Annotated in this window: 23 protein-coding genes and 2 tRNA genes; 6 read left to right on the top strand and 19 right to left on the bottom strand. The window is 65.4% G+C overall.

Going from position 1 to position 23,992, the window contains the following annotated elements:
* Nucleotides 1–5: 5 nt before the first annotated feature.
* The 3 genes from AC1C2Q_RS13975 to AC1C2Q_RS13965 are packed head-to-tail and all read right to left on the bottom strand — an operon-like array spanning nt 6 to nt 1,767.
* Nucleotides 6–638 (bottom strand): M23 family metallopeptidase, encoded by a 633-nt coding sequence (locus tag AC1C2Q_RS13975; protein ID WP_495450627.1) that lies wholly within the window; start codon nt 636–638, stop codon nt 6–8.
* The gene (locus tag AC1C2Q_RS13970; protein WP_495450626.1) at nt 635–1,168 is read right to left on the bottom strand and encodes a DUF1697 domain-containing protein; all 534 of its coding nucleotides are present in this window, start codon (nt 1,166–1,168) and stop codon (nt 635–637) included. The genes AC1C2Q_RS13975 and AC1C2Q_RS13970 overlap by 4 nt, the downstream gene beginning before the upstream one ends.
* Complete coding sequence (locus AC1C2Q_RS13965; protein ID WP_495450625.1) at nt 1,165–1,767, bottom strand: isochorismatase family protein; 603 nt, start codon at nt 1,765–1,767, stop codon at nt 1,165–1,167. Before AC1C2Q_RS13965 ends, AC1C2Q_RS13970 begins: the two co-directional genes overlap by 4 nt.
* A 103-nt stretch (nt 1,768–1,870) precedes the next feature.
* Here AC1C2Q_RS13965 and AC1C2Q_RS13960 point away from each other — a divergent pair, with 103 nt between their 5' ends.
* Entirely contained in the window at nt 1,871–2,077 is a 207-nt protein-coding gene (locus AC1C2Q_RS13960; protein WP_495450624.1) for a VOC family protein, read from the top strand.
* A 40-nt stretch (nt 2,078–2,117) separates the two neighbouring features.
* On the opposite strand, the gene AC1C2Q_RS13955 is transcribed toward AC1C2Q_RS13960, so the two are convergent.
* The 10 genes from AC1C2Q_RS13955 to AC1C2Q_RS13910 form a co-directional block, all read right to left on the bottom strand.
* A tRNA-Thr gene (locus AC1C2Q_RS13955) sits at nt 2,118–2,193 on the bottom strand.
* Nucleotides 2,194–2,252: 59 nt separating this feature from the next.
* Nucleotides 2,253–3,818: an alpha/beta hydrolase gene (locus AC1C2Q_RS13950; protein WP_495431820.1), complete on the bottom strand. Its 1,566-nt coding sequence runs from the start codon at nt 3,816–3,818 to the stop codon at nt 2,253–2,255.
* Nucleotides 3,815–4,972 (bottom strand): DNA polymerase III subunit delta', encoded by a 1,158-nt coding sequence (locus AC1C2Q_RS13945; RefSeq protein WP_495450623.1) that lies wholly within the window; start codon nt 4,970–4,972, stop codon nt 3,815–3,817. The genes AC1C2Q_RS13950 and AC1C2Q_RS13945 overlap by 4 nt, the downstream gene beginning before the upstream one ends.
* A gap of 457 nt (nt 4,973–5,429) precedes the next feature.
* Nucleotides 5,430–6,068: a dTMP kinase gene (gene tmk / locus AC1C2Q_RS13940; protein WP_495450622.1), complete on the bottom strand. Its 639-nt coding sequence runs from the start codon at nt 6,066–6,068 to the stop codon at nt 5,430–5,432.
* Nucleotides 6,065–8,917: a type I DNA topoisomerase gene (topA, locus tag AC1C2Q_RS13935; RefSeq protein WP_495450621.1), complete on the bottom strand. Its 2,853-nt coding sequence runs from the start codon at nt 8,915–8,917 to the stop codon at nt 6,065–6,067. The genes tmk and topA overlap by 4 nt, the downstream gene beginning before the upstream one ends.
* 89 nt (nt 8,918–9,006) lie before the next feature.
* Complete coding sequence (locus AC1C2Q_RS13930) at nt 9,007–9,336, bottom strand: Rv3654c family TadE-like protein (protein ID WP_495431816.1); 330 nt, start codon at nt 9,334–9,336, stop codon at nt 9,007–9,009.
* Entirely contained in the window at nt 9,336–9,698 is a 363-nt protein-coding gene (locus AC1C2Q_RS13925; RefSeq protein WP_495431815.1) for a TadE family type IV pilus minor pilin, read from the bottom strand. Before AC1C2Q_RS13925 ends, AC1C2Q_RS13930 begins: the two co-directional genes overlap by 1 nt.
* Before the next feature lie 2 nt (nt 9,699–9,700).
* Nucleotides 9,701–9,898 (bottom strand): DUF4244 domain-containing protein, encoded by a 198-nt coding sequence (locus AC1C2Q_RS13920; RefSeq protein WP_495431814.1) that lies wholly within the window; start codon nt 9,896–9,898, stop codon nt 9,701–9,703.
* Nucleotides 9,899–9,926: 28 nt separating this feature from the next.
* The gene (locus AC1C2Q_RS13915; protein WP_495431813.1) at nt 9,927–10,826 is read right to left on the bottom strand and encodes a type II secretion system F family protein; all 900 of its coding nucleotides are present in this window, start codon (nt 10,824–10,826) and stop codon (nt 9,927–9,929) included.
* Nucleotides 10,820–11,824, bottom strand: coding sequence for a TadA family conjugal transfer-associated ATPase (locus tag AC1C2Q_RS13910; RefSeq protein ID WP_495450620.1), 1,005 nt, complete (start codon nt 11,822–11,824; stop codon nt 10,820–10,822). Before AC1C2Q_RS13910 ends, AC1C2Q_RS13915 begins: the two co-directional genes overlap by 7 nt.
* A 364-nt stretch (nt 11,825–12,188) precedes the next feature.
* Here AC1C2Q_RS13910 and acs point away from each other — a divergent pair, with 364 nt between their 5' ends.
* A complete protein-coding gene (acs, locus tag AC1C2Q_RS13905; protein WP_495431811.1) occupies nt 12,189–14,156 on the top strand; it encodes an acetate--CoA ligase in 1,968 nt (655 codons plus the stop codon).
* A gap of 200 nt (nt 14,157–14,356) precedes the next feature.
* On the opposite strand, the gene AC1C2Q_RS13900 is transcribed toward acs, so the two are convergent.
* Both AC1C2Q_RS13900 and sp36 read right to left on the bottom strand, forming a co-directional pair.
* A complete protein-coding gene (locus tag AC1C2Q_RS13900) occupies nt 14,357–14,815 on the bottom strand; it encodes a RidA family protein (RefSeq protein WP_495431810.1) in 459 nt (152 codons plus the stop codon).
* Entirely contained in the window at nt 14,812–15,036 is a 225-nt protein-coding gene (gene sp36, locus AC1C2Q_RS13895; protein WP_495450619.1) for a Sp36 family protein, read from the bottom strand. The genes AC1C2Q_RS13900 and sp36 overlap by 4 nt, the downstream gene beginning before the upstream one ends.
* An 80-nt stretch (nt 15,037–15,116) precedes the next feature.
* Here sp36 and AC1C2Q_RS13890 point away from each other — a divergent pair, with 80 nt between their 5' ends.
* From AC1C2Q_RS13890 to AC1C2Q_RS13875, 4 genes are all read left to right on the top strand, one after another.
* A complete protein-coding gene (locus AC1C2Q_RS13890; RefSeq protein ID WP_495450618.1) occupies nt 15,117–17,717 on the top strand; it encodes a transglycosylase domain-containing protein in 2,601 nt (866 codons plus the stop codon).
* Nucleotides 17,708–18,658: a metallophosphoesterase gene (locus tag AC1C2Q_RS13885; RefSeq protein WP_495431807.1), complete on the top strand. Its 951-nt coding sequence runs from the start codon at nt 17,708–17,710 to the stop codon at nt 18,656–18,658. Before AC1C2Q_RS13890 ends, AC1C2Q_RS13885 begins: the two co-directional genes overlap by 10 nt.
* A 60-nt stretch (nt 18,659–18,718) precedes the next feature.
* Nucleotides 18,719–18,795, top strand: a tRNA-Pro gene (locus AC1C2Q_RS13880).
* Nucleotides 18,796–18,851: 56 nt separating this feature from the next.
* Nucleotides 18,852–19,607 (top strand): HAD-IIB family hydrolase, encoded by a 756-nt coding sequence (locus AC1C2Q_RS13875; RefSeq protein ID WP_495450617.1) that lies wholly within the window; start codon nt 18,852–18,854, stop codon nt 19,605–19,607.
* A gap of 142 nt (nt 19,608–19,749) precedes the next feature.
* On the opposite strand, the gene AC1C2Q_RS13870 is transcribed toward AC1C2Q_RS13875, so the two are convergent.
* From AC1C2Q_RS13870 to mqo, 4 genes are all read right to left on the bottom strand, one after another.
* Nucleotides 19,750–20,985, bottom strand: coding sequence for an alpha-hydroxy acid oxidase (locus AC1C2Q_RS13870; RefSeq protein WP_495450616.1), 1,236 nt, complete (start codon nt 20,983–20,985; stop codon nt 19,750–19,752).
* A gap of 23 nt (nt 20,986–21,008) precedes the next feature.
* Nucleotides 21,009–21,716 (bottom strand): FadR/GntR family transcriptional regulator, encoded by a 708-nt coding sequence (locus AC1C2Q_RS13865; protein ID WP_495450615.1) that lies wholly within the window; start codon nt 21,714–21,716, stop codon nt 21,009–21,011.
* A gap of 87 nt (nt 21,717–21,803) precedes the next feature.
* On the bottom strand, nt 21,804–22,457 hold the full coding sequence (locus tag AC1C2Q_RS13860) for a thymidine kinase (protein ID WP_495450614.1): 654 nt from the start codon (nt 22,455–22,457) through the stop codon (nt 21,804–21,806).
* A 9-nt stretch (nt 22,458–22,466) separates the two neighbouring features.
* Complete coding sequence (gene mqo, locus AC1C2Q_RS13855; protein WP_495450849.1) at nt 22,467–23,894, bottom strand: malate dehydrogenase (quinone); 1,428 nt, start codon at nt 23,892–23,894, stop codon at nt 22,467–22,469.
* Nucleotides 23,895–23,992: the final 98 nt, after the last annotated feature.

Below are 23,992 nucleotides of genomic sequence, written 5' to 3'. Positions count from 1 at the left end.
CGTCCTCATGCGCGTACGATCTCGCCGTTCACCGGAACCCACGCCGAGCGATCCGCGCGCACGAACATCAGCGGAATGCCGCGCCCGTTCCTCTCAAGCGTTTCCGAGACCTGCACGTGGAGATGAGGTTCGGTGCTGTTGCCGGAATTGCCGCACTCCCCGAGCTGCTGCCCCACCAACACGCGCTGCCCGACACGAACCCGCACACTCCCCGAACGCAGATGAGCGAGCAGCACGAGCGCCTCGCCCGCGCGGATCGCGACATGGTTCCCGGCGATCCCCGCAGCCCCGCGGCGGATTCGAGACGGCTGGGTGAGCGCGTAGGCGAAGAGTCCGAACGGCGAGCGACGTGCCTCATGGTCGGGCTCGCCGTCGTGCGCAGCGATGACCTCGCCCGCGACCGGAGCAAGGATCGGTCGCCCGAAGCCCACGAACCTGTCCACCGGTTCCGCCCTTAGCCAGCTCCGCAGCCCGCGCGGAGCACTCCGCCCGTCCTTCCCCACGGGCACGAAATCAATCGCATGGGACGTTCCGAACAGTTCGGTGCCGTGACTGGGTACCCGCGTCGCCGGACTGTTCTGCACGAGCCAGGGCCCGGCGAACGGCAGCGCGAGCCTTACAGCATCCGCTCCTGTCATGCCGTCAGCTCGATCAGCTTCCGCGTCGTGCGGAGGTTCCGCGCGGTTCCGGTGACGCCCAGCGCACGTTCCAGCACCACTTTGGTGAGCCTGGTGGAGTGCACTCCGCTCTCGGCATAGTCGATCCAGAGATCGCATCCGACGAGCGAGAGCCGCTCCCCCGGAATCAGGCGCTCCTCGAGCACTGCGACGGCACCTGGCGTGGGCTTCCCCTCGAGGAACATCGCGTGCACGAGCTTCTCAACGCCGTCGGTGAACGGCTGCGCCGCTTCCGAGGTGACCAACTGCGCATGACTGCGGTAGATCACCGGAGTGTCGACGCCGAACTCCGCCGCGATCGTCTTCCGCACGGCGGCGCAGGATGCCGTGGCATCCGCTGGCTCGTTGCAGATGATGTTTCCGCTGGCGATGTACGTGGTCACGCCGGTCAGATCGGTTGCGGCGTCCAGCGCCTCACGCAGTCTCACCATCGGCACGAGGTTGCGCCCGCTGACGTTGACGGCCCGCAGCAGCAGAACGCTACGGCTCACGCCTGTGCGCTTCCGCCTGCTCCAGCAGAGCTCTCGATCAACTCTGCACCCGCATGCGCGAGTTCGACCAACGCCGCCTTGCTGCTCTCCGCGCCAACTCCGGCGACGAGATCGGTCAGCACACGCACGTGCACGCCATGCGCGATGGCGTCAAGTGCGGATGCCCGGACGCAATGATCCGTCGCGAGGCCGACCACATCGGCGTTGAGTACACCGTGGCCACTCAGCACGACGGCGACCGAAGCGCCGTCATCCGCGATGCCCTCGAACATCGAATACGCGGCAACGCCCTGTCCCTTGAGGATGTGGTGTGTGACGGCATCAGTCACCAGCAGCGGGTCATACTCGGCACCGTCACTGCCCGCGACGCAGTGCAGCGGCCAGGAGTCCACGAAATCGGGTTCGTCAGCGAAGTGCCCGCTGTTGTCGCTGTCCACGTCATGCCAGTCTCGCGACGCCACGATCACCTCATAGTCACCCGCGTGCGCAGCGAGATAGGCGGTGATACCGGATGCCACGGCGTCACCTCCCGCGACAGCGAGTGCGCCGCCCTCGGTGAAGTCGTTCTGCACGTCGACGATGAGGAGTGCCCTAGTCATACTTCGAGGGTACGCGCTCCGCGTTCTCTGGTGACGTGGTCTCAGTGCAGGTGGTTCTCAGGACATCTGGAAATGCGTCGGCGGTGCGAGGACAACGATCGTCATGCTGCAGGCACGGGGCGGAGACACTGGCGTCGAACTGTCGAGCTTTGAACACCCCGATCCCAATCCTGGTATGCCGTCCGCGAGGGCCAATGAGCTCGGCCTGCGCAGCGTCGGCGGCGTAGGTGAGCACGAGAATATCTGGCGAATGGCATACGTGCGCGGGCCGGAGGGCATCATCGTCACGCTCGCGGAGCGCATCGGGTGAACGACAAAGCCCCGTGATGTTCTTCACATCACGGGGCAAGTGGAGCCGCCTGTCAGAATCGAACTGACGACCTTCTCATTACGAGTGAGATGCTCTACCGACTGAGCTAAGGCGGCGTGCGCTGCGAGAGCGGCACGAAGAACGATATTACCTTGTTCCCCCGCTCATCGCGAAATCACTCGCAGCGTAGATCTTCCCCTGGGACAGTGTCGTCGAGGAAGAACGCCTCAACAGCCTCATCAACACAGATATTGCCCTTGTTGTAGCCGGTGTGACCCTCGCCCACTCGAGTGATGAGCACACCTTCTTCGAGCTGCTCTGCGAGCGAGACAGACCACTCGTAGGGTGTCGCCGGGTCATTGGTGGTGCCCACCACGAGGATCGGACCCGCGCCGGAGGCGTGAATCTCGCCGCGTGTGCCGGTCGGCTCGTACGGCCACACGATGCAGGAGTCTGGACCACTCCAGTATGGAGCGATGGTCGGCGCACCCTTTGCGATCTTCGACTCTGCCGCGGCCTCAGCAGCCTCGTCGTCTTCCAACGGGTAATCCATGCAGTTGTAGGCACGGAACGCCTCGCTGGAGTTGTCGATGTAGACGCCGTCCTCGCGGCCGTTGTATGCATCCGCGAGGTAGAAAGCGGCGTAGGGGTCGCCCTGCAGAACGCCCTCCAGTGCTTGCGTGAGCACACCCCACGACTCTTCCGAATACAGGGTGACGATGATGCCGGTCATGAGCGCGTCAGCGCCGAGCATCCGGCCGTCATCGTTCTTCAGCGGCGTACGATCCACACTCGCCAGGAGCGCACCGAGATCAGCCATCGCCTCATCGACCGTGCCGTTGAACGGGCATTCGCCGGAGTCGAGACAGTTCTGCATGTAGGCGCGCAGTGCCGATTCAAAGCCGAGGGCCTGGGTCGTACCCACTTCAAGACCGGAGACGGCAGGATCGATTGCACCGTCGAGCACGAGTCGGCCGGCCTTATCGGGGTAGAGCTCGGCATAGGTCGCACCAAGGAAGGTGCCGTAGGAGTAGCCCAGGTAGTTGAGCTGCTTGTCCCCCAGCACGGCACGAATCAGATCCATGTCACGCGCCGAGTTGATCGTCGTGATGAACTGCAGGATCCCTTCGCTGTTCGCTTCACATGCGTCGGCGAAGGCCTGGTTGCGTTCGGTCAGCTCGGCTTCCCACTCGTCGGTGCCACGTGGCGCCTTGGGAATGTCATAGAGGTATGCGTCCATGCCCGCCGCGTCGAAGCACGTCACGGCGGTCGAATCGCCCACGCCGCGCGGATCGAACCCGATCACGTCGTAGTTGTCGATGAGATCGGCGCCGACGGCGTAGTCGAGGCTGGTGAGAATGAAGTCACGCCCGCTACCACCGGGTCCACCGGGGTTGGTGAGCAGTGATCCCATCGGAGTACCGGACGCCTGATGGCGCACCACTGAGATCTCGATTTCGCCGGCACCAGGGTTCTCCCAGTCCAGCGGAGCGGTCACATACGTGCAGTCGAATCCGACGGATGCGTCATCGCACTGCGTCCACTCGAGCGACTGCTCGTAGAACGGCAGCAGATCTGTCGCGACGCCCTCGGTGTCGGGCGCGTTCGTCGTGGACGGGCGCGGCTGGGCTTGCTCGGGGATCACCGAGTAGAGGCATCCGCTCAACGCCACGGATGCCACCGCAATCCCTGCGATCGCGGCGGCGAGACGTCGCAGACGGGAAGTCTTTCGAGTGTTCACGGTTTCCTCCCGCTCGCGACAGTCACGAGCAAACTTTCCAGGGCCAGAGTCGGGGCGACGTTGCGCTCCAGCGACTCCCTCGTTTCTGCGAGATGGTCAAGAACGACCAGCGTACGTTCCACCGGCCACGCTGTGGCCAACGCACTCAGATCATCATGCAATTCACGGTTTATGAGATCGTCACCGCGACTGAACTGCAGCATGACCACGTCGCGGAACATCGACTGCAGATCGGTGAGTACGCGGTCGATGCCATCGCGCAGGCTGCGAGTCGCGCGCTTCTTCTGGTCGTCTTCAAGGGCGGAGATCTGGGCGCGCAGCGCTGGCGGCACCGCCTGACCTTCTCCGACTCCGACCATTCGCAGCAGTGATGACCGCTCGGCGGCATCCCGCTCAGCAGTAAGCGTCTTGGCATCGTCTGTGGCGGCCTGGATGATCTCACCCGCGACTTCCACCGCGCTGCCGACACCTCGCACCGCGAGCACAGAGCGCAGCGTGGTGTCTCGACGGCGGCGAGCGGCGTCATCCGTTGCCAGCCGCTGCGCCATGCCGATGTGGCGCTGCGCGTGCCGTGCGGCCTGCTCTGCGATGGCTTCGTCCGCTCCGGTGCGCTGCACGATCAGCCGCGTGACGTCACTGACATCCGGCTCGCGCAGTCGCAGCGTCCGCACCCTCGACCGGATCGTCGGCAGGAGATCTGCTTCGCTCGGCGCGCAGAGAATCCACACCGTGTTCTCGGGCGGCTCCTCAAGCGCCTTCAGCAGCACATTGGACGTGCGCTCGACCATACGATCCGCGTCTTCAACGACGAGAACCCGATAGCGCCCTGCCGAGGGAGCGAAATAGGAGCGCTCGACAAGCGCACGCGCCTCTTTGATCGTGATGATGACCTTGTCGGTGCGGAGCGCCGTCACATCGGGATGCGTGCCGGCGAGCACCTGTCGCATGGTGTGCTCGTCGTCCGGGCTGTCGGCGACGAGCGCGGCGGCGAAGGCATAGGCAAGAGTTGATCGCCCAGACCCTGGCGGGCCTGTGATCAACCAGGCATGCGAGAGAGCGGATGGATCGGATGCCGCCGTGCGCAGCGCCGTGACCGCGTCATCCTGTCCCCAGATATCCGTCCATGGGAACGGGGCGAGGGCTGCAGCGGGCATGGACTCAGCCTAACCGGAGTGTCCGACAGCGCCCGCCGTATGCCCGGGCCCGTCTCAGCGCGACCGGCACGCCGGCGGGCGGGCCGGCGGGCCGACTCAGGGGTCGCAGATTGCCGCATCCTCCACCCAGAAGCGACCACCTGCGACACCCGACCACCCCACGCCGGCGGGTACGCCGGACCAGGGGGCCGCAGATTGCCGCATCCCCAGCCCGGAAGCGACCACCTGCGACACCCCGTCACCCACGCCGGCCGGCGCGCCAACCCAGGGGTCGCAGATTGCCGCATCCCCCACCCGAAAGCGACCACCTGCGACACCCCGCCACCTCACCCCGGCCGGCACGCCGGACCAAGGGTCGCAGATTGCCGCGTCCCCAGCCCGGAGGCGACCACCTGCGACACCCGAGCGAAGTCTCAGCGACGGCACACGCACCTACACGTGCACGCGATGCGACGACTCAGGATGTGGCGGGAACAAGCGTGGCGACGCGAGCTCGGACGGCTTCGGCGATCTCGTCGACGGATGCCGCAGCATCCAGCACCAGGAATCGCTCTGGCTCGGCATCGGCAAGCCGCAAAAATGCCTCACGCACTCGGGTGTGGAACTCTGCCTTCTCTGCCTCCAGCCGATCGAACGGCTTGTCGGCAGAGTCGAGGCGAACGCGCGCGGCCGCGGGGTCGAGGTCGAGCAGCACGGTGAGGTCGGGAAGCGCGCCTTCAGCGGCCCACAGCGACAAATCGCGCACCTCGGTGGCATCGAGCACGCGCCCCGCGCCCTGGTAGGCGACAGAGGAGTCGAGGTAGCGGTCCTGCAGCACGATCTCGCCGCGATCCAGCGAGGGCTGCACAACAGTTGCAACGTGATGCGCCCGGTCGGCCGCATACAGCAGCGCCTCTGCACGCGGTGCAATGTCGCCGCGGTGGTGCAGCACGATGTCGCGGATCAGCTGACCCACCTCGCTGCCGCCGGGCTCACGCGTACGAACTACCGTGTGTCCGGCATCCGCCAGCCAGTTTTCCAGCAGCTCAGCCTGGGTGGTCTTCCCGGAGCCGTCGCCGCCTTCGAGAGTGATCCACAGCCCTGAGCGTGCGGTCACGAGGCCGCCTTTTTGGCGGCGTTGGCCGCACGAGTGGCCGCGGCCTTCTTGGCGGCAGCCGAGCGCGCGGCGGCCTTCTCCTCATCGGTCTTCGCTGCGGCCTTGGCCGCGGCCTTCTTCGCTGGAGCCTTCTTAGCAGGTGCCTTCTTCGCCGCAGGCTTCTTCGCAGGAGCCTTCTTCGCCGGCGCCTTCTTGGCAGCGCCGCGCTTGGCAACTGGTCCCTTGGCGCGCTTGTCGGCGAGCATCTGCACGGCGGCTTCGAAGGTGATGTCGTCCGGCATCTGTCCGCGCGGAATCGTCACGTTCGTCTCACCGTCGGTGACGTACGCACCGAAACGGCCGTCGCGGATGCGAATCGGCTTGCCGCTGACCGGGTCGGCCTCGAACTCGGCGAGCGCGCTGGATGCACGGCGAGAGCCGGCGCCGTACTTCGGCTGCGAGTAGATCGCGAGCGCCTGATCCAGGGTGACGTCGAAGATCTGCTGTTCACCCTCAAGGGAGCGCGAATCAGTACCCTTCTTCAGGTACGGACCGTACCGGCCGTTCTGGGCCGTGATCTCGTCGCCTGATTCAGGATCAGCGCCGACCACTCGCGGCAGGCTCAGCAGCTGCAGTGCCGTGTCGAGGTCGATCGTGTCGACCGACATCGAGCGGAACAGCGAACCGGTGCGCGGTTTCGGCGCATCCTTCTTCGCGGTCTTCTTCTTCTTCGGAGCCTCGACGACCTCACCTGTCGTCTCGTCGACCTCGACGACCTCCTCCGGCAGGTTCTCCTGCACGTAGGGGCCGTAGCGTCCGTCCTTGACGACGATGACTCGGCCGTTCTCGGGGTTCTCTCCAAGAACTCGGTCGCCTGCGACGGGAGCGTCGATGAGCTCCTGCGCCTTGGCCGCGGTGAGCTCGTCCGGAGCGAGATCCTCGGGCACGTTGACGATGCGCCCGCGCTCCTCCGGTTTCGCCGGGTCGACGACCTCGAGGTAGGGGCCGTACTTGCCGAAGCGGAGCGTGGCGGTGTCGGTAATGGGCGTCGAGTTCAGCGCGCGGGCATCGATCTCGCCCAGGTTGTCGACGACCTGACGCAGGCCCACCTGCGCATCGGTGCCGAAGTAGAAGGACTTCAGCCAATCGCCACGCTTCTGCTCACCGCGTGCGATCGCGTCGAGGTCATCCTCGAGACCGGCAGTGAAGTCGTAGTCGATGAGGTGCGCGAAGTGCTCTTCCAACAAACGCACGACGCTGAACGCCATCCAGGTCGGCACGAGCGCTTGGCCGCGCTTGGTGGCATAGCCGCGATCGATGACTGTGCCGATGATGCTGGCGAATGTCGATGGGCGGCCGATGCCGTGCTCTTCGAGCGTCTTCACCAGCGATGCTTCGGTGAAGCGGGGCTTCGGATTGGTCTTGTGGCCCTTTGCCTCGGCATCCGTCATCGCGAGCTCGTCACCGACGGCGACGGCAGGAAGCGACTGGTCGGAGGCTGCGTCGGCATCGCCGCGCTTCTCGTCGCGGCCCTCTTCGTATGCCTCGAGGAAGCCCTTGAAGGTGTAGACGGTTCCGGATGCCGTGAACTCGGCGTTCTGGCCATCGGCATCGACCGAGATGGTGACCGTGGTGGTCTCGTACTTTGCGTCGGCCATCTGGCTGGCGACGGTGCGCTTCCAGATCAGGTCGTAAACACGCTGCTCTTCGCGGTCGAGCTCACCCGAGACGGATGCCGGGGTGCGGAAGTTCTCGCCCGATGGTCGGATCGCCTCGTGCGCCTCTTGGGCGTTCTTGCTCTTGGACTTGTAAACGCGCGGCTTCAGCGGCACCGCGCTGTCGCCGTAAAGCGAGACAGCCTGGCTCCGCGCTGCCTGCACCGCTTGAGTGCTCAGCGCCACGGAGTCTGTACGCATATAGGTGATGAAGCCCTTTTCGTACAGACGCTGGGCGACGCTCATCGCCTGCTTCGCGCTCATCGAGAGCTTGCGACCGGCCTCCTGCTGCAGAGTGGAGGTGGTGAACGGCGCGTAGGGGCTGCGGGTTCCTGGCTTGGCCTCGACCTTGGTGACGGTGCCGGCACCAGACTTCTCAACGGCGTGCGCGAGGGCTGTGGCCTTGTTCTCATCGAGAACGACGACAGCCTTCTTCAGCTTTCCGGCGTCATCGAAGTCAGTACCACGGGCGAGCTGGCCGCCGTCGACGCGCACGAGGCGCACGCGGAAGGAGATGCCACTGGACGCGGAAGCGTCAACATCCCAGTACTCGGCAGAGACGAACGCCATGCGCTCGCGTTCACGCTCGACGATCATGCGGGTGGCTGCGGACTGCACGCGACCGGCCGACAGACCGGTCTTCACCTTGTACCAGAGCACCGGTGAGACGTCCCAGCCGTACAGGCGGTCAAGGATGCGGCGGGTCTCCTGTGCGTCAACTAGTGCGAGGTCAAGCTCGCGGGTGTTTCCGACCGCAGCCTGGATCGCGTCCTTGGTGATCTCGTGGAACACCATGCGCTTGACGGGAACCTTCGGCTTCAGCGTCTCCAGCAGGTGCCAGGCGATCGCCTCACCCTCGCGGTCCTCATCAGTTGCGAGGAGGAGTTCGTCGGCATTCTTCAGGGCACGCTTGAGCTCGGCGACTGTCTTCGTCTTGCGATCGGAGACGACATAGTACGGATCGAAGCCGTTCTCGATGTCGATCGAGTACTTCCCGTACGCGGCTTTATCAGCGGCAGGGATGTCCTTCTTATCAGCGAGGTCGCGGATATGGCCGACAGAGCTGAGCACCTCGTAGTCATCACCGAGATACCCCTGAATCGACCGCATCTTCGTCGGAGACTCGACGATGACGAGCTTCTTTCCTTCAGCCAAGGGTGCGTCCTTTCTTCGAAGCACACCATACACACCACTTGCATGGTGCGTTCACAGCGAAGCCGTAGGTGAAGCCCGGATCAATGCCGTCAGAATCCCTCGGGGGGCCCAGCGCGGGCTCGGGAGACGGCAGCTAGACCAGAGTACGCCGCCTGAACCTGAACGGTCGCCACTGACCCATCGATTGTGCACGAGGTGAGGGTCGCATCGGATGCCGCGGCCACCCGCGCGGCGAGCGCGCAGGGATCCTCATCAGTGATGATTGCCCCGGATACGGCGTCTGCTGCGGCCAGCGCCGCAGCGTCCGCTGCCCCAGCCGCTCGTTGCGCGGTGACCGCGGCGCCGCCGACGGCTGCCAGCCCCAGCGAGAGCGACGCCGCAACGGCCAGCACACCGGCCGCAAGTGCCGATCCGGCCATCAGAGTCCTCCGCTGAGCGCACAGCTCGACGCCGTCAGGGGAATCTGAATGACCCTCCCGATCGTGACGTCGAGCCGTGCACTCACGCACGAAAGATCGCCGCGCTGCTCGCTGGACACCTGCGCACCGCTGACGGATGCCACCACCACCGCATACGCGGTTGCGGTGTCTTCGCCGCGGCCGAGGAGCCGCGCAGCGTCAGCGACGGCGTCCTGGAGCGAGACCTGCCGCGCCGCAGCGCCCAGCGCGCCCGCTCCCAGCAGCAGTGCAAGCACCACCGCGGGGAGCGCGAGCGCGAGTTCTGCGGCGACAGATCCGTGCTCGTCTGTCTTCGTCGCACGCACGGACGTCTTGAGTCGCATCGTTAGGACACGGTCAATGCCCGGCGCACGAGATCGGTGAGGATGCCGCGCACCTCACTCGAGCGCATGATGACAACGAGAAGCCCAGCAAAGGCAACTGCGGCCATCGTCGTAATCGCATACTCCGCGGTCGCGGCACCCGACTCGTCTGTGAAGAGCGAGGCGGCACGCCGTCTGGTGAGGGTGGGAATGGTGTTCATGGTGTTCCTTCTTTCATTGGCGCTGTCGTCAAATCGGCAGCGGGGTGGATGAGATCACGGAGAGGATCATCGGCGCGACGCCCAGCAGCAGGAAGGCGGGCAGTGTGCAGACGCCGAGCGGGATGAGCAGCTGAGAGGAGAGCTTTGCGGCGCGCAAACGCCCGCGGATGCGCGCATCGTGACGCTCCTGGGCTGCGGATGCGCGCAGGAGCTCGCCCGCTGGCACCCCGGCCGCCCTCGAGAGCTGCAGCACGCCTTTGGTGCGCGCGCCGCTCAGCTGGTCACGAGCGGGACTGTCTTCGACAAGGCGCAGTGAGCGTTCTATGGATGCGCCTCCAGAAAGTGCGACGGCGACCAGCTCGGCATGCATTCCCGGTGTGCCAGGGTCCGGCTGCGCGCGCCGCAGCAACCGGTGCGTCCACGCTCGCGCGCAGAAGACCAGCGCCAGGCCCGCGACCAGGCAGGCTGTCCCGATCGGGTTGCCGATGAGCACCCCCAAGGTGTCGAACCCCAGCGCGAATCCGAGCAGGAGTCCTGCCAGAGGCATCCACATCAGCAGGCGGGCCGTACCGGCAGGCTCGGCGAGCGCGATGCGCACGTCATCGGAGGCAGACGCGGCATCCTGCATCGTCTCGGCCAACGATCGCAGCACCTCGGCTAATGGCGCACCGACAGTCGTCGCGACCTCCCATGCCGCGGCGACGTCGCGCCAGGCGCCGTCCTCAACTTCGATCGCAGCCACGAGGGGCACGCCGTCGTCGCAACGTTCGACCACGCGCTCGGCGTGCACGTCTCCTGAATCGGCGAGATGTCGCCAAGCGGTCAGCGGCACGGCTCCCGCCTGCAGGAGCACGGCGAGGGTGCGCACCGACACTGCGGCAGCTTCGGCGCCGGAATCAACGCTCTTGCGAGCATGCACTTTCACCACGGCTGCACCTCTTCAATATCGAGGCGGTCGGCTCGCAGCAGAAACCGCCCAGCCTGCGCAATCCGGCGCACGCCGTCTGTGCCGCGAGCAAGATGCACCACGATCGTGAATGCGCTCACCGCCTGACGCGCCAGAGCTGTGGCATCCATCCCGGCGAGCGCACCGAGCGCTTCAAGCCGGGCAGGCACGTCAGCGATTCCACTGGCGTGCAGAGTGCCGGCACCACCGTCGTGACCGGTGTTCAGCGCCGACAGCAGCTCGCGCACCTCCTCGCCGCGACATTCACCGACGATGAGTCGGTCTGGCCGCATCCGCAGCGACTCCCTGACGAGGCGAGCGAGCGTGATCGACCCCGCGCCCTCGAGGTTCGCCTGTCGGGCTTCGAGCGCGACGTGGTGCGGATGCGCGGGGCGGAGCTCTGCGACGTCCTCAATAGTGACGATGCGCTCCGATGGAGGTACCGCGTGCAATAGAGCGGCCAGCAGCGTCGTCTTGCCTGTGCCTGTGCCGCCGGTGAGAAGGATGTTCGCTCGGTCCATGACGAGCTGTTCGAGCCAGGCGCGTTGACGGTCATCGAATGCGCCAAGCGCGACGAGCGCATCCAGGTCGGCCACGCCCACGCGCGGGATTCGCACCGACACCGCGGTGCCGGACGTCGACACCGGCGAGAGCACCGCATGCACGCGGATGCCTGAGGCAAGGCGCACATCGACACACGGAGACTGATCATCCAGATGTCGCCCACCGGCGCCGATCATGGCCACGGCAAGGTCGCGCACCTCTCGCTCTGAGGCCGCCCACGCCGCCACCCGCTCGACCCCATCGCCACGATCGATGAACAGACCGTCGGTGCCGTTGATGAAGACGTCGGTCACCCGCGGGTCGGCGCAGTGCTCAGCGAGAGGCCCGAATGCGGCATCCAGATCGGCGGGGAGCGCCTGGAAGCCTGGGGCCGCGCGCGCAGCGTCACGCGGCTGGATGATAAACGGCTGTGGCATCCCCTGAAGCTATGCGGCCAGGCTCCCCCGTGGAGGGGCAGAACCCACGCGCTGTGGGCAACTCGCGGCATCCGCCTGGTAGTGCAGAACAACTGCGAAATCGTCCCACGAAAGGAAAGGGCGACACCTCACGGGGGGGAATGAGATGCCGCCACAGGCGCGCCGCTTCCCTGAAGGAAGCACACACGCCGAGGCCAGAATTAAAATTCGGCTGTCGTCGAGTGTACGCACGACGACCTCCCTCGCAAAACCCTCGCACTACTCACTTTCGGCAGTACTGGCCGAATCGGGCGCAGACTAGATTCACCGTGTCACGGTCGCGTTTTCTGCGCGATCTCGTCCCGCCGCAAAGGAGCGCAACGCCATGAGCAGCCAGATCGATCACCTCCTCGACGAGACCCGGCAGTTCCCGCCCTCGGACGAGTTCGCCGCAACCGCCATCGCAAAGCCCGAACTCTATGAGCGTGCCGCCGCTGACCGCGAGGCATTCTGGGGCGAGCAGGCCGCAGAACTGTTGCACTGGCACAAGCCCTTCACTCGCGTGTTGGACTGGTCGACGCCGCCGTTCGCGAAGTGGTTCGACGACGGCGAGCTCAACGTCGCCTACAACTGTCTCGACCGTCACGTCGAAGCTGGCAATGGTGACCGCACAGCTCTGCTGTGGGAAGGCGAACCAGGAGACTCCCGCCGCATCACCTACGCCGAACTCACCGATGAGGTCAAGCGTGTGGCCAACGTGCTCGCCGGCTACGGCGTCGGCGCCGGCGACCGTGTCGCCATCTACCTGCCGATGATCCCCGAGGCCGTCGCGTCGATGCTCGCGGTCGCCCGCCTCGGCGCGATCCACTCCGTCGTATTCGGTGGCTTCAGCGCAGACAGCCTCCGCTCGCGCATCGACGATGCCGGCGCGAAGGTCGTCATCACCGCCGACGGTGGCTACCGCAAGGGTCGCGTCTCAGCCCTCAAGCCCGCCGTCGACCAGTCGCTCAGCGACCGTGGCGATGGTGAACAGCAGACCGTCGAGCATGTGCTGGTTGTCAGGCGCGGCGAGAACGAGGTCGACTGGGTCGAGGGCCGCGATCACTGGTGGCACGAAGCCGTCCCTGCGGCATCCGCAGAGCACGAAGCACAAGCATTTCCTGCCGAGAACCCGCTGTTCATCCTTTACACCTCCGGCACGACGGGCAAGCCCAAGGGCATCCTGCATACCTCTGGGGGCTACCTCACTCAGGCGGCATACACGCACAAGAACGTCTTCGATCTGAACCCCGAAACCGACGTGTTCTGGTGCACGGCAGACATCGGCTGGATCACCGGGCACAGCTACGTCGCGTACGGCCCGCTGGCCAACGGCGCCACCCAGGTGCTCTACGAAGGCACCCCGGATGCTCCGCACCCCGGACGCTGGTGGGAGATCATCGAGAAGTACAAGGTATCGATTTTCTACACCGCGCCGACCGCGATCCGCTCGTTCATGAAGACCGGGCGCAGCATTCCTGCAGGGTTCGACCTTTCCTCGATTCGCCTGCTCGGTTCGGTGGGTGAACCGATCAACCCTGAGGCATGGATGTGGTACCGCGAGGTCATCGGGGCGAACAAGGCCCCGATCGTCGACACCTGGTGGCAGACCGAGACCGGCGCGATCATGGTGTCGGCACTGCCCGGTGTGACCTCGACCAAGCCTGGCTCCGCGCAGGTGCCGATTCCAGGAATCTCACTCGACGTCGTCGACGAGTCCGGTGCCGAGGTCGGCAACGGCAACGGCGGCCTGCTCGTGATCACCGAGCCGTGGCCCGCGATGCTCCGCGGCATCTGGGGCGACCCTGAGCGCTACAAGGAGACCTACTGGGAGAAGTTCGAAGACCAGGGGTATTACTTCGCTGGCGACGGCGCGCGCCTCGATGAGGACGGCGACGTATGGCTGCTCGGACGCGTGGATGACGTGATGAACGTCTCCGGACACCGTCTGTCCACCGCCGAGATCGAGTCTTCTCTGGTCGCGCATGAGGCGACAGCCGAAGCCGCCGTGGTCGGAGCATCCGATGAGACCACTGGGCAGGCCGTCGTCGCGTTCGTGATCATCAAAGAGAGCTACCTGTCGGCGCACGATGCGGGAGGGCTCGCGACGCAGCTGCGCCAGTGGGTCGGCGAGCAGATCGGTGCGATCGCTCGCCCCCGCGACGTCTACATCGTGGGCGAGCTGCCCAAGACTCGCTCCGGAAAGATCATGCGACGCCTGCTGCGCGATGTCGCGGAAGGCCGCGAGGTCGGCGATACCACGACGCTTGCCGACACCGCGGTGATGAGCATCATCTCGGCGCAAGTGAAATAGCCCGCCCGTCGAGGCGCGAGGAGGTGTCGCAGTTGGTCGCCTCGGTGCGTTGCGGCCGACGATCTGCGACACCTGTCCGCGCGGCATCCGCCGCCCGCCACAGGGAGGTGGCGCAGTTCGCCGCATCCAGACGCTGTAAGCGGCGAACTGCGACCCCCGCCCCGGGCCCGCCACGACGTGGCACGGCAGGCACGCGCTCCTCAGGCGAGGATGAAAGTGACCTCAACCTCAACCGGGCTATCCAGCGGCAGCACAGCGACGCCGACGGCGGCGCGGGCGTGCACGCCGGCCTCGCCGAAGATCTCACCGAGAACTTCGCTCGCGCCGTTGATGACGCCAGGCTGGCCGGCGAACGTCGGATCGGATGCCACGAAGCCACCGACGCGCAGAACGCCACCGAGCTTGTCCACACCACCGGCCGCAGCGGCAGCGGCAGCCACCGCGTTCAGGGCGCACGTGCGGGCGTAGGCCTTGGCGTCCTCCGCCGTGACCTCAGCACCCACTTTGCCGGTCGCGGGCAGCGCTCCGGCAGTGAACGGCAGCTGACCGGACGTGTAAACGAGGCCAGAGTGCACCACCGCGGGCACGTACGCGGCCACGGGCGCTGCGACCGCTGGCAGCTCGATGCCGAGTTCGTTCAGACGCGCAGCGATGCTCATGCGGCGCCTCCTTCAAACTTGCGCGCTGCCTGCTCTGCGGCCGCGAGACCGGCACTGTTCGAGTCGTCACCTGCGACGGGGCGCTTGAAGTAGGCCACCAGGCCGCCTTCGGGGCCTGTGATGACCTGCACGAGCTCCCAGCCCTGCTTGCCCCAGTTGTTGAGAATTGCTGCGGTGTTGTGAATCAGCAGCGGTGTAGTCAAGTACTCCCACGTAGTCATGGCACTCCTGCACATCGGCGACGGTCGGCTCAGCCGAGCGTCAAAGGCGGTATTCAGGGAACTCCCCTACGATCTAGCGTATGCCTCAGAAGAATCGCACGGCGAAAGGCGTGCTCGGCGGCCTTCTCGGTCTCGTCGGGCTCAGCGTGGTCGCCGGTGTCCTGGTGACCGCAACAGTGACGCCCGCTCTGGCCGTCGCCGGTGCCGCCGGATCCCAAGCTCTCGACCTGTTCGACAAGCTGCCGTCATACCTCAAGCCGGATGCTCCCATGGAGCCGAGCACGATCTTCGCCACGGGTCTCGACGGCAATCCCACTCCGATCGCGACGTTCTTCGACCAGAACCGCACGCAGGTCACCTTCGAGCAGATCGCCCCGGTGATGTTCGATGCGGTCCTCTCCAGCGAGGACAAGGATTTCTACGAGCACGGTGGCATCAACATCGGTGCCACGGCGAAGGCCCTCGTCGAGAACGTCAGCGGCACATCTTCGCGCGGTGCTTCGACCATCACGCAGCAGTATGTCAAGAACGTTCTGATCCAGCAGTGCGAGCAGGGCGTATTGCCCGGCGTCAACGAGTATTACGAGAAGATCGCACAGTGTTGGACGGATGCCGCGACCGCCGATGGCAGCGACGGCATCGAGCGCAAGCTGCAGGAGATGCGCTACGCGATTCAGATCGAGAAGGACTACTCGAAGAACGAGATTCTGCTCGGGTACCTGAACATCGCCAGCTTCGGCGGCACGATCTACGGCATCGAAGCCGCAGCAAATTACTACTTCAGCACCACCGCAGCCAATCTCACACTTGAGCAGGCTGCGACGCTGGCGGGCATGGTGCAGAACCCGAACTCCTACCGGATCGACAAGATCGACGGCTCTGACAGCGTCGACGGCAACGCTGTGAACAGCGAGGCCGACGGCTACGCGCTCGCGAAGGATCGCCGTCACTACGTGCTGGGAATGCTGGTTACCCAGGGCAAGATCACGCAGGAGCAGTACGACGCAGCGGATGCTTCGGCGATCGTTCCCGTCATCACGCAGCCGATTCAGGGTTGCGCGGCATCGCCGAATTACGCGTACTTCTGCCAGTACGTCAGAAGCATCGTTATGACCGACGCCGCCTTCGGCGATACCCTGCAGGAGCGCACCAAGGCTCTGCAGCGCGATGGCCTCGAGATCTACACGTCACTCGACCTGCGCATCCAGGACCCGGCCACCGCAGCGATGCAGAGCCGCATTCCCCCGAACCTCGACAACCAGTACTTCGGTGGCTCCGGCGTCACCGTCGAGCCGAGCACCGGCCGCGTGCTCGCGATCACGCAGAACACCGTCTTCCGAGAGACGGACGATGGAGACCAGGCATACTCGTCCATCGTGTACGCCTCGAACTTCAAGCACGGCGGATCGGGCGGTTTCCCCGTCGGATCCGCATACAAGCTGTTCACGCTCATCGACTGGCTGGAGAAGGGGCACTCTGTCAACGAGTCGATCAACGGCCGCAACCAGACGCTGACCATGAAAGCGGCGTGCGAGGACTCCGTGATGAAGTTCGACACCAAGGAGGTGGGCAACTTCGGCAGGGACAACGGCTACACGGGAACGCCGATGACGTTCACGCGGAACTCTCTGAACACCGGCTTCTTCGCAATGGCCTCGAAGCTCGATCTCTGCGAGATCAACCAGGTCGCCGAGCGAATGGGCGTCACGCTCGCCAGCGGCGCCAGCGTTGCCGTGAGCATCCCACGCACAGAGACCAGCCCGGGAGAGCAAGCAAACGTGCCGTTCGCTACGGTCCTCGGGTCCAAGTTCATCTCCCCGCTTGCAATGGCTGGCGCCTACGCCACCGTCGCGAACGGCGGCATTTACTGCACTCCGCGGGCGATCGATCGGATCGTCACCCAGGACGGCAGCGAGATGAAGGTGCCCGAAGCCTCGTGCACGCAGGTACTCACGCCCGAGGTCGCGGCCACGGCGGCATACGCGCTGCAGGGCGTGATGGCCAGCGGTGGCACAGGCTCCGCTGCCAACCCGTGGGATGGCACGCCGCTGATCGGCAAGACCGGCTCGCACAACGACTACACGACCATGATGATCGAGTCGAGCACGAAGGCCACCACCGCTGTCTTCGTCGGCCGCACCGAAGGCCGGGTACCCATCTGGGGCGGGAGTTACAACGGCACGGCCCTGGAGAGAATCCGTTACGGCATCGCCCAAGACATGCAGTACGCCGCCAACCAGGTGCTCGGTGGTGGAGACAACTTCCCGCAGCCGGACAGCAACCTCACCCGCCGGGTGCTCACCGATCTACCGAACGTCGTCGGGCAGACGATCGAAGATGCAACCCGCACGCTGGAGGGCGCTGGATTCGGCGTTGCTGTGGGCACTCCGATCGACAGCGATATCGCCGAGGGTCTTGTGTCCGAACAGGATCCGGGCGCAGGCCAGGCTCCTGGAGGCACCACCGTCACGCTCTCGCCGAGCAACGGACAGGGTACGACCATGCCCGATGTAACCGGAGAATCGATCCAGGACGCGATCAACACTCTCAATGCCGCGGGATTCTCGAACGTCTCGCCACATGGGTCGTGTTCAAAGAAGGACGCTGAAGTGGAGAGCACGAGTCCCTCTGCTGGGACTCCTGCGACCAAGTCCACCACCGTAACGATCAAGTGCGAGTAGCAGCTTCGCGCTCTGCACACCCTGCCCTCATCGCGCTCGGCGCGGTGGGGGCTGTGGGTGCGGCCTGCGCCGTGTGGGGCATCGGCATCGAGCGCTACCTGTTCACGGTGCGAGAGGCATCCGTTGCGGCCTTGCCACCCGGCGCGCAGCCCCTGCGCGTCCTGCACGTGTCCGATGCTCACATGGCGCCGTGGCAGCACCGCAAGCAGAACTGGCTGTCATCACTCGCCGAGCTTGAGCCGGATCTGGTGGTCAACACCGGCGACAATCTTGGCCATCGCGACGGTTTGCAAGGCATCCGGAACGCCTTCGATGCTTTCGCCGGCGTCCCCGGCGTCTTCGTGCACGGCTCCAACGACGTGCAAGGTCCTTCTCCGCGCAACCCGCTGCTGTACTTCTCCGGCCCATCGAAGCGGCACCGCGCCCCAGAGATGCTCGACACGGCAGCCCTGGACGCATACTTCACCGATGAGCTCGGCTGGGCAGGGCTGAACAATGCCGCCGCGCGCATCGAAGTCGCTGGGAACACCGTCGATCTGTTCGGCGTCGACGACGCCCATCGCGATTGGGATGACCTCGACTCCGTGCCGGCGACAATCGCCTCGCTCGGGGCGCGGGATGCCACGACTCCCCTGCTCGGCGTCACTCACGCCCCGTATCAGCGGGTACTGAACACTTTCGTCGACAACGGCGCGCAGGCGATCTTCGGCGGGCACACACACGGCGGCCAGGTCTGCTTGCCCGGCTACGGAACGCTCGTCGCGAACTGCGATATTCCTCTTAAGCAGGCCAAGGGATTGAGCACCTGGACGCACGGCGCGCGCAGCATCCCCTTGAACGTCAGCGCCGGCTGCGGCCACTCGATCTATGCGCCAGTGCGCTTCGCATGCCGCCCAGAAGCGACCCTGCTCACGCTGACAGCACAGGACACGCCCGCCTAGCAGGGACCTGCGCTCGATTCGGTGCGCGGAGATTTTCCCTGTAGACTCAAACGGTTGCAACGGGGTGTGGCGCAGCTTGGTAGCGCGCTTCGTTCGGGACGAAGAGGCCGCAGGTTCAAATCCTGTCACCCCGACCACAGTTGCAGGAAGGCCGTCCTACGGGGCGGCCTTCCCCATATCACCTGGAGAATTCATGACCACGCCTCGGCTCGTTGCCTTCGACCTCGACGACACGCTCGCTGCGTCGAAGAGCGCGATCGACCCGCGCATCGCTGCACAGCTGCGCGCGCTGCTTGCCCGTGTCGAGGTCGCGATCATCTCCGGCGGTAACGAGCAGCAGTTCCGTGCGCAGGTCATCAATCAGCTGGGCAACGCGACTGATGCCGAGCTCGGCCGCCTGCACCTGCTGCCGACATGCGGCACCCGCTACCTGCGCCACGATGGCACCGAGTTCACCACTGTGTACGCCCACGACCTGTCCGAAGAGGAGAAGTCCTCGGCACTGCAGGCGCTTCGCGAAGAGGCCGAGCGGCTGGGCCTGTGGGAAGAGAACCCGTGGGGCGACATCCTCGAAGATCGCGGCTCGCAGATCACCTTCTCCGCGCTCGGCCAGCAGGCGCCAGGAGACGCGAAGCATGCCTGGGATCCTTCCGGCCAGAAGCGCCTCTCGCTGCGCGACGCCGTCGCTGCACGCCTCCCCGACCTCGAGGTGCGCGCGGGCGGTTCGACCTCCATCGACATCACCCGTGCCGGCATCGACAAGGCCTATGGCATGAAGTCGCTCACCGAGCACACCGAGATTCCGCTGGGCGACATGCTGTTCTACGGCGACCGCCTCGACGAGGGCGGCAACGACTACCCGGTGCTCGCGATGGGCGTCCGCTCGATCGCCGTTGAGGGCTGGCAGGACACCGCCGACAAGCTCGACGAGCTGATTCCGACGCTGTAGACCGGCGCCTGTGTCACAGAACGTGCGGGTGTGGCGGCATCCAACCCGCAGCTTCTGAGACACGGTCGAAGCGTGCGTCTCAGAAATGGCGGGTGCCGCGTCAAGACACCCGCCGTTTCTGTGACACCCGCCACTGGCTCAGTCAGCGCGCGACGGGCATCAGGCGCTGCAGCTGCGTCACGTGGCCGGGCTCCAACTCGGCGAGTGAGGCGACGCCCAGCAGACGCATGGTGCGTTCGATCTCCGTGCGCAGGATCGTGATCGTGCGATCAACTCCCTGCCTGCCACCGGCCATCAGGCCGTAGAGGTATGCCCGACCGATCAGTGTGAAATCTGCGCCGAGCGCGACGGCTGCCACGATGTCTGCGCCGTTCATGATGCCGGTGTCGACCATGACCGTGAAGTCGTCGCCGACGGCCCCCCGCACCGTCGGAAGCAGGTGGAACGGGATGGGCGCTCGGTCGAGCTGGCGTCCGCCGTGGTTCGACAGCACGACGCCATCGACACCCGCGTCGCGCAGCCGCACCGCATCCTCGACGTTCTGCACACCCTTGATGACGAGCTTGCCTGGCCACAGGCCCCGAATGACCTCAAGATCGTCGTAGCTGATCGTCGGGTCCATCGCGGCATCCAACAGTTCGCCGACGGTGCCGCCGGTGGTGCTGAGCGAAGCGAACTCGAGCTTCGGAGTGGTGAGGAAGTCATACCACCACCACGGGCGCGGGATCGCGTTGATGATCGTGCCGAGCGTGAGCTGCGGCGGGATGCTGAATCCATTGCGTTTGTCGCGCAGGCGGGCTCCGGCGACCGGGGTGTCGACCGTGAACTGCAGCGTGTCGAAGCCGGCGGTGGCGGCGCGCCGGGTGAGTTCGTAGGAGATCTCACGGTCGCGCATGACATACAGCTGGAACCAGTTGCGCCCATTCGGATTCGCGGCCTTCACTGACTCGATCGAGGTCGTGCCGAGCGTGGAAAGAGTGAACGGGATGCCTGCCGCGGCGGCAGCCCCCGCTCCGGCTTCCTCACCCTCGGTCTGCATCAGACGCGTGAAGCCGGTCGGGGCGATGCCGAACGGCAGTGCGCTGGGTCCCCCGAGGATGTCGACGCTGGTGTCGACATCCGGCGCCGGGCGCAGAACGCCGGGGTGGAACTCGACATCCTCGAACGCCTGACGTGCACGCGTGAGCGACAGCTCCCCCTCGGCGGCTCCGTCGGTGTAGTCGAACGCCGCCTTCGGCGTGCGGCGCTTCGCGATCGTGCGCAGGTCGTTGATGGTGAGCGCGCCCTCGAGGCGGCGCTTCTTGCCGTCGAATTCGGGCTTCTTGAACTTCATTAGGTCGAGGATCTCGACCGGGTTGGGCAGCTGGCGCTTGACCATGATGCTCCTTTCGGGGTTCCGATTCAGGGTTCTGTGATGCGAGTCAAGCCCGCTGCGGTGTAGTAGCCGGTGATATGTGCGCGGACCAGCGCGCGAGCACGATCCGCCTCGCCTACGTCGATCGCAGCGACGATCTCGCGGTGCTCGGCGCGGAGCGTGTCTGCCATCGAGTCCCAGTCGGCGATCGCCTCGGAACCGGCTTGCACATACGACTCGATTGCTGTGCGCAGCCCCGCCATCATGGCCGCGATCACAGAGTTTCCAGATGCCTCGGCCAGAGACAGGTGCAGCTGGGCATCCAGGGCGAGAAACTCGCCGGGCGTCAGCGTGCTGGCATCCATCGCATCAAGGACACGGTGCGCTTCAGTCGTGTCGCGGGCGGTGTCCGCGGCGAGGGCTGCCGCCACAGCATCCTCCAGCACGAGCCGCGTCCCCACGACATCCGCCAGCGGGAAACCCTGTGCGGCCACCTGCAGGCGCAGCAGGGCGGACATGCCACCGGAGGGGGTGGCGATCACAATCGCGCCCGACTGCGGGCCTGAGCCGGTCGCGGTGCGGATGAGCCCCATGACCTCGAGCACGCGCAGCGCCTCACGGACGCTGGAACGTCCGACGCCGAGGTCAGCTGCCAGATCGCGCTCGGAAGGCAGCCGGTCGCCTGGTCCGAGCCTGCCGTCGAGAAGGTCGCGCTCGATGTGCTCGAGCACGAGCCGCCATGCTCGCTCCGCCATTGCTCCTCCTGTGGTCTGACCACAGAGTAGCGCGTGTGGTCAGACCACGCAAAACTTCCCTCTAGCGAGGGTGTGTGAATCGGGCTCTCAGCCCAGGCGTCCGCCGGATTCTTCCAGGTAGCAGTGCCCGCACAGCGACTCGTAGGTGACGACATCGGTGGACGCTCCCCCGGTCGCACCCTCATCGATCGCGACCTGATCACCGTCGAACACGAAGCTGCCGTTGATCACGCGGCCGTTGAACACGGCCTTGCGTCCGCAGCGGCAGATCGTCTTCAGCTCTTCCAGCGAGTGCGCGATAGCGAGCAGGCGGGCAGACCCGGGGAATGCGTGGGTGAGGAAGTCGTTGCGGATGCCGTAGGCGATCACTGGGATGCCGTCATCGACCGCGATCCGGAACAGATCATCGACCTGCTCTGCGGTGAGGAACTGGGCCTCATCCACCAGCAGGCATGCGACATCGATCGGCTCGGCGGGGATGAGTCCTGCGTCATTGTGCCGCTGCATCCGCTCACGCCGGGACTGGAACAGCGCACGCGCGTCCCCGTTCGGAGGGATCAGAAAGTCGACCTCACGGGTCATGCCGAGGCGGCTCTCCACCTGGCTTGCACCCTTGGTGTCGATCGCAGGCTTCGCGAGCAGAACGTGCTGCCCACGTTCCTCATAGTTGTATGCGGCCTGCAGCAGCGACGTCGACTTGCCGGAGTTCATCGCCCCGTAGCGGAAGTAGAGCTTCGCCACGGTGCCGTGTCACTTCGAGATGTTAAGGGTGGCTGCTGTCGCAGCCATGGACTTCTCGGCCAGTTCGGCATCTTCGTTCAGCTTCTGGCCGTACGTCGGGATGAGCTCGCGCAGCGCAGGCTCCCAGCCCGAGTACTGCTCCGGGAAGCAGTCCTTCAGCAGGGTCAGCATGATCGGCACGGCCGTCGATGCGCCAGGCGATGCGCCAAGAAGTCCGGCAATCGAACCGTCAGCGGCCGAGACGACCTCGGTGCCGAACTGCAGCACGCCGCCCTTCTTGGCATCCTTCTTCATGACCTGCGCACGCTGACCGGCGTCGATGAGCGTCCAGTCCTCGTCCTTCGCGGTGGGCATGAACGTGCGAAGGCTGTCGACCTTCTTGCGGTGGTTCTTCATCAGTTCGCCGACGAGATAGGTGATGAGGTCGGGGTTCGCGAATGCGACCCGCAGCATCGGCCACAGGTTGTGCGGGCGCACCTGGGTGACCAGGTCGAGCATCGAGCCGTTCTTGAGGAACTTCGGGCTGAAGGTCGCGAACGGACCGAACAGCAGTGACGCCTCGCCGTCGACGACACGCGTGTCGAGGTGTGGCACCGACATGGGCGGCGCACCGACGGATGCCTGCGAATAGACCTTCGCCTTGTGCTGCGAGACGACTGCCGGGTTCGAGGTCTTCAGGAACTGGCCGCCGATCGGGAAGACTCCGTAACCCTTGATCTCAGGGATGCCGGAGCGCTGCAGCATCTTCAGTGCCCAACCGCCCGCACCGACGAAGACGAACTTCGCGTTGATCTGACCAGGTGTGTGGCCGAGGCTGTTGCGGAACTTGATGTCCCAACTGCCGTCCTTCTGCTTCTTGAGCCTGCGCACCTCGTGGTTGGTGCGCAGCTCGACGCCGTTGCCTTTGAGGTGATCGAAGAGCTGGTGCGTGAGAGCGCCGAAGTCGACGTCGGTGCCGGCCGGCACACGCGTGGCTGCGAAGGGCTCGCCCTTGCGACGCTTCTGCATGAGCAGCGGTGCCCATTTGTTGATCACGCGGGAGTCTTCGCTGTACTCGATGCCATCGAACAGCGGCTGCTTCTTGAGCACCTCGTAGCGTTCCTTGAGGTACGCGACATCCTTCTCGCCATTGACGAACGTCATGTGCGGGGTGGCGTTGATGAAGGTCGATGGCGCGTCGAGCACGCCCTTGTCGATCAGTGACGACCAGAACTGCCGGCTCTGCTGGAACTGCTCGTTGATCGAGACCGCCTTGGCGGGGTCGAGCGGTCCACCGGTCTGCGGCATGTAGTTCAGCTCGCAAAGGGCAGCGTGGCCGGTGCCCGCGTTGTTCCACGGGTTCGAGCTTTCCTGGGCCACGTCAGACAGTCGCTCGAAGGCGACGATCTTCCAGTCCGGCTGCAGCTCATGCAGCAGGGCACCCAGTGTGGCACTCATGATGCCGCCACCGATGAGGACAACGTCAACGGATTCAGTCACCAGACCAGTCTAGTTCGCGGCCGGTACGCCGCGAACCATCCGGCGCACGCCGTCCT

The sequence above is a fragment of the Microbacterium sp. Y356 genome (assembly GCF_059445355.1).
This window is presented reverse-complemented; position numbering and strand designations above follow the sequence as displayed.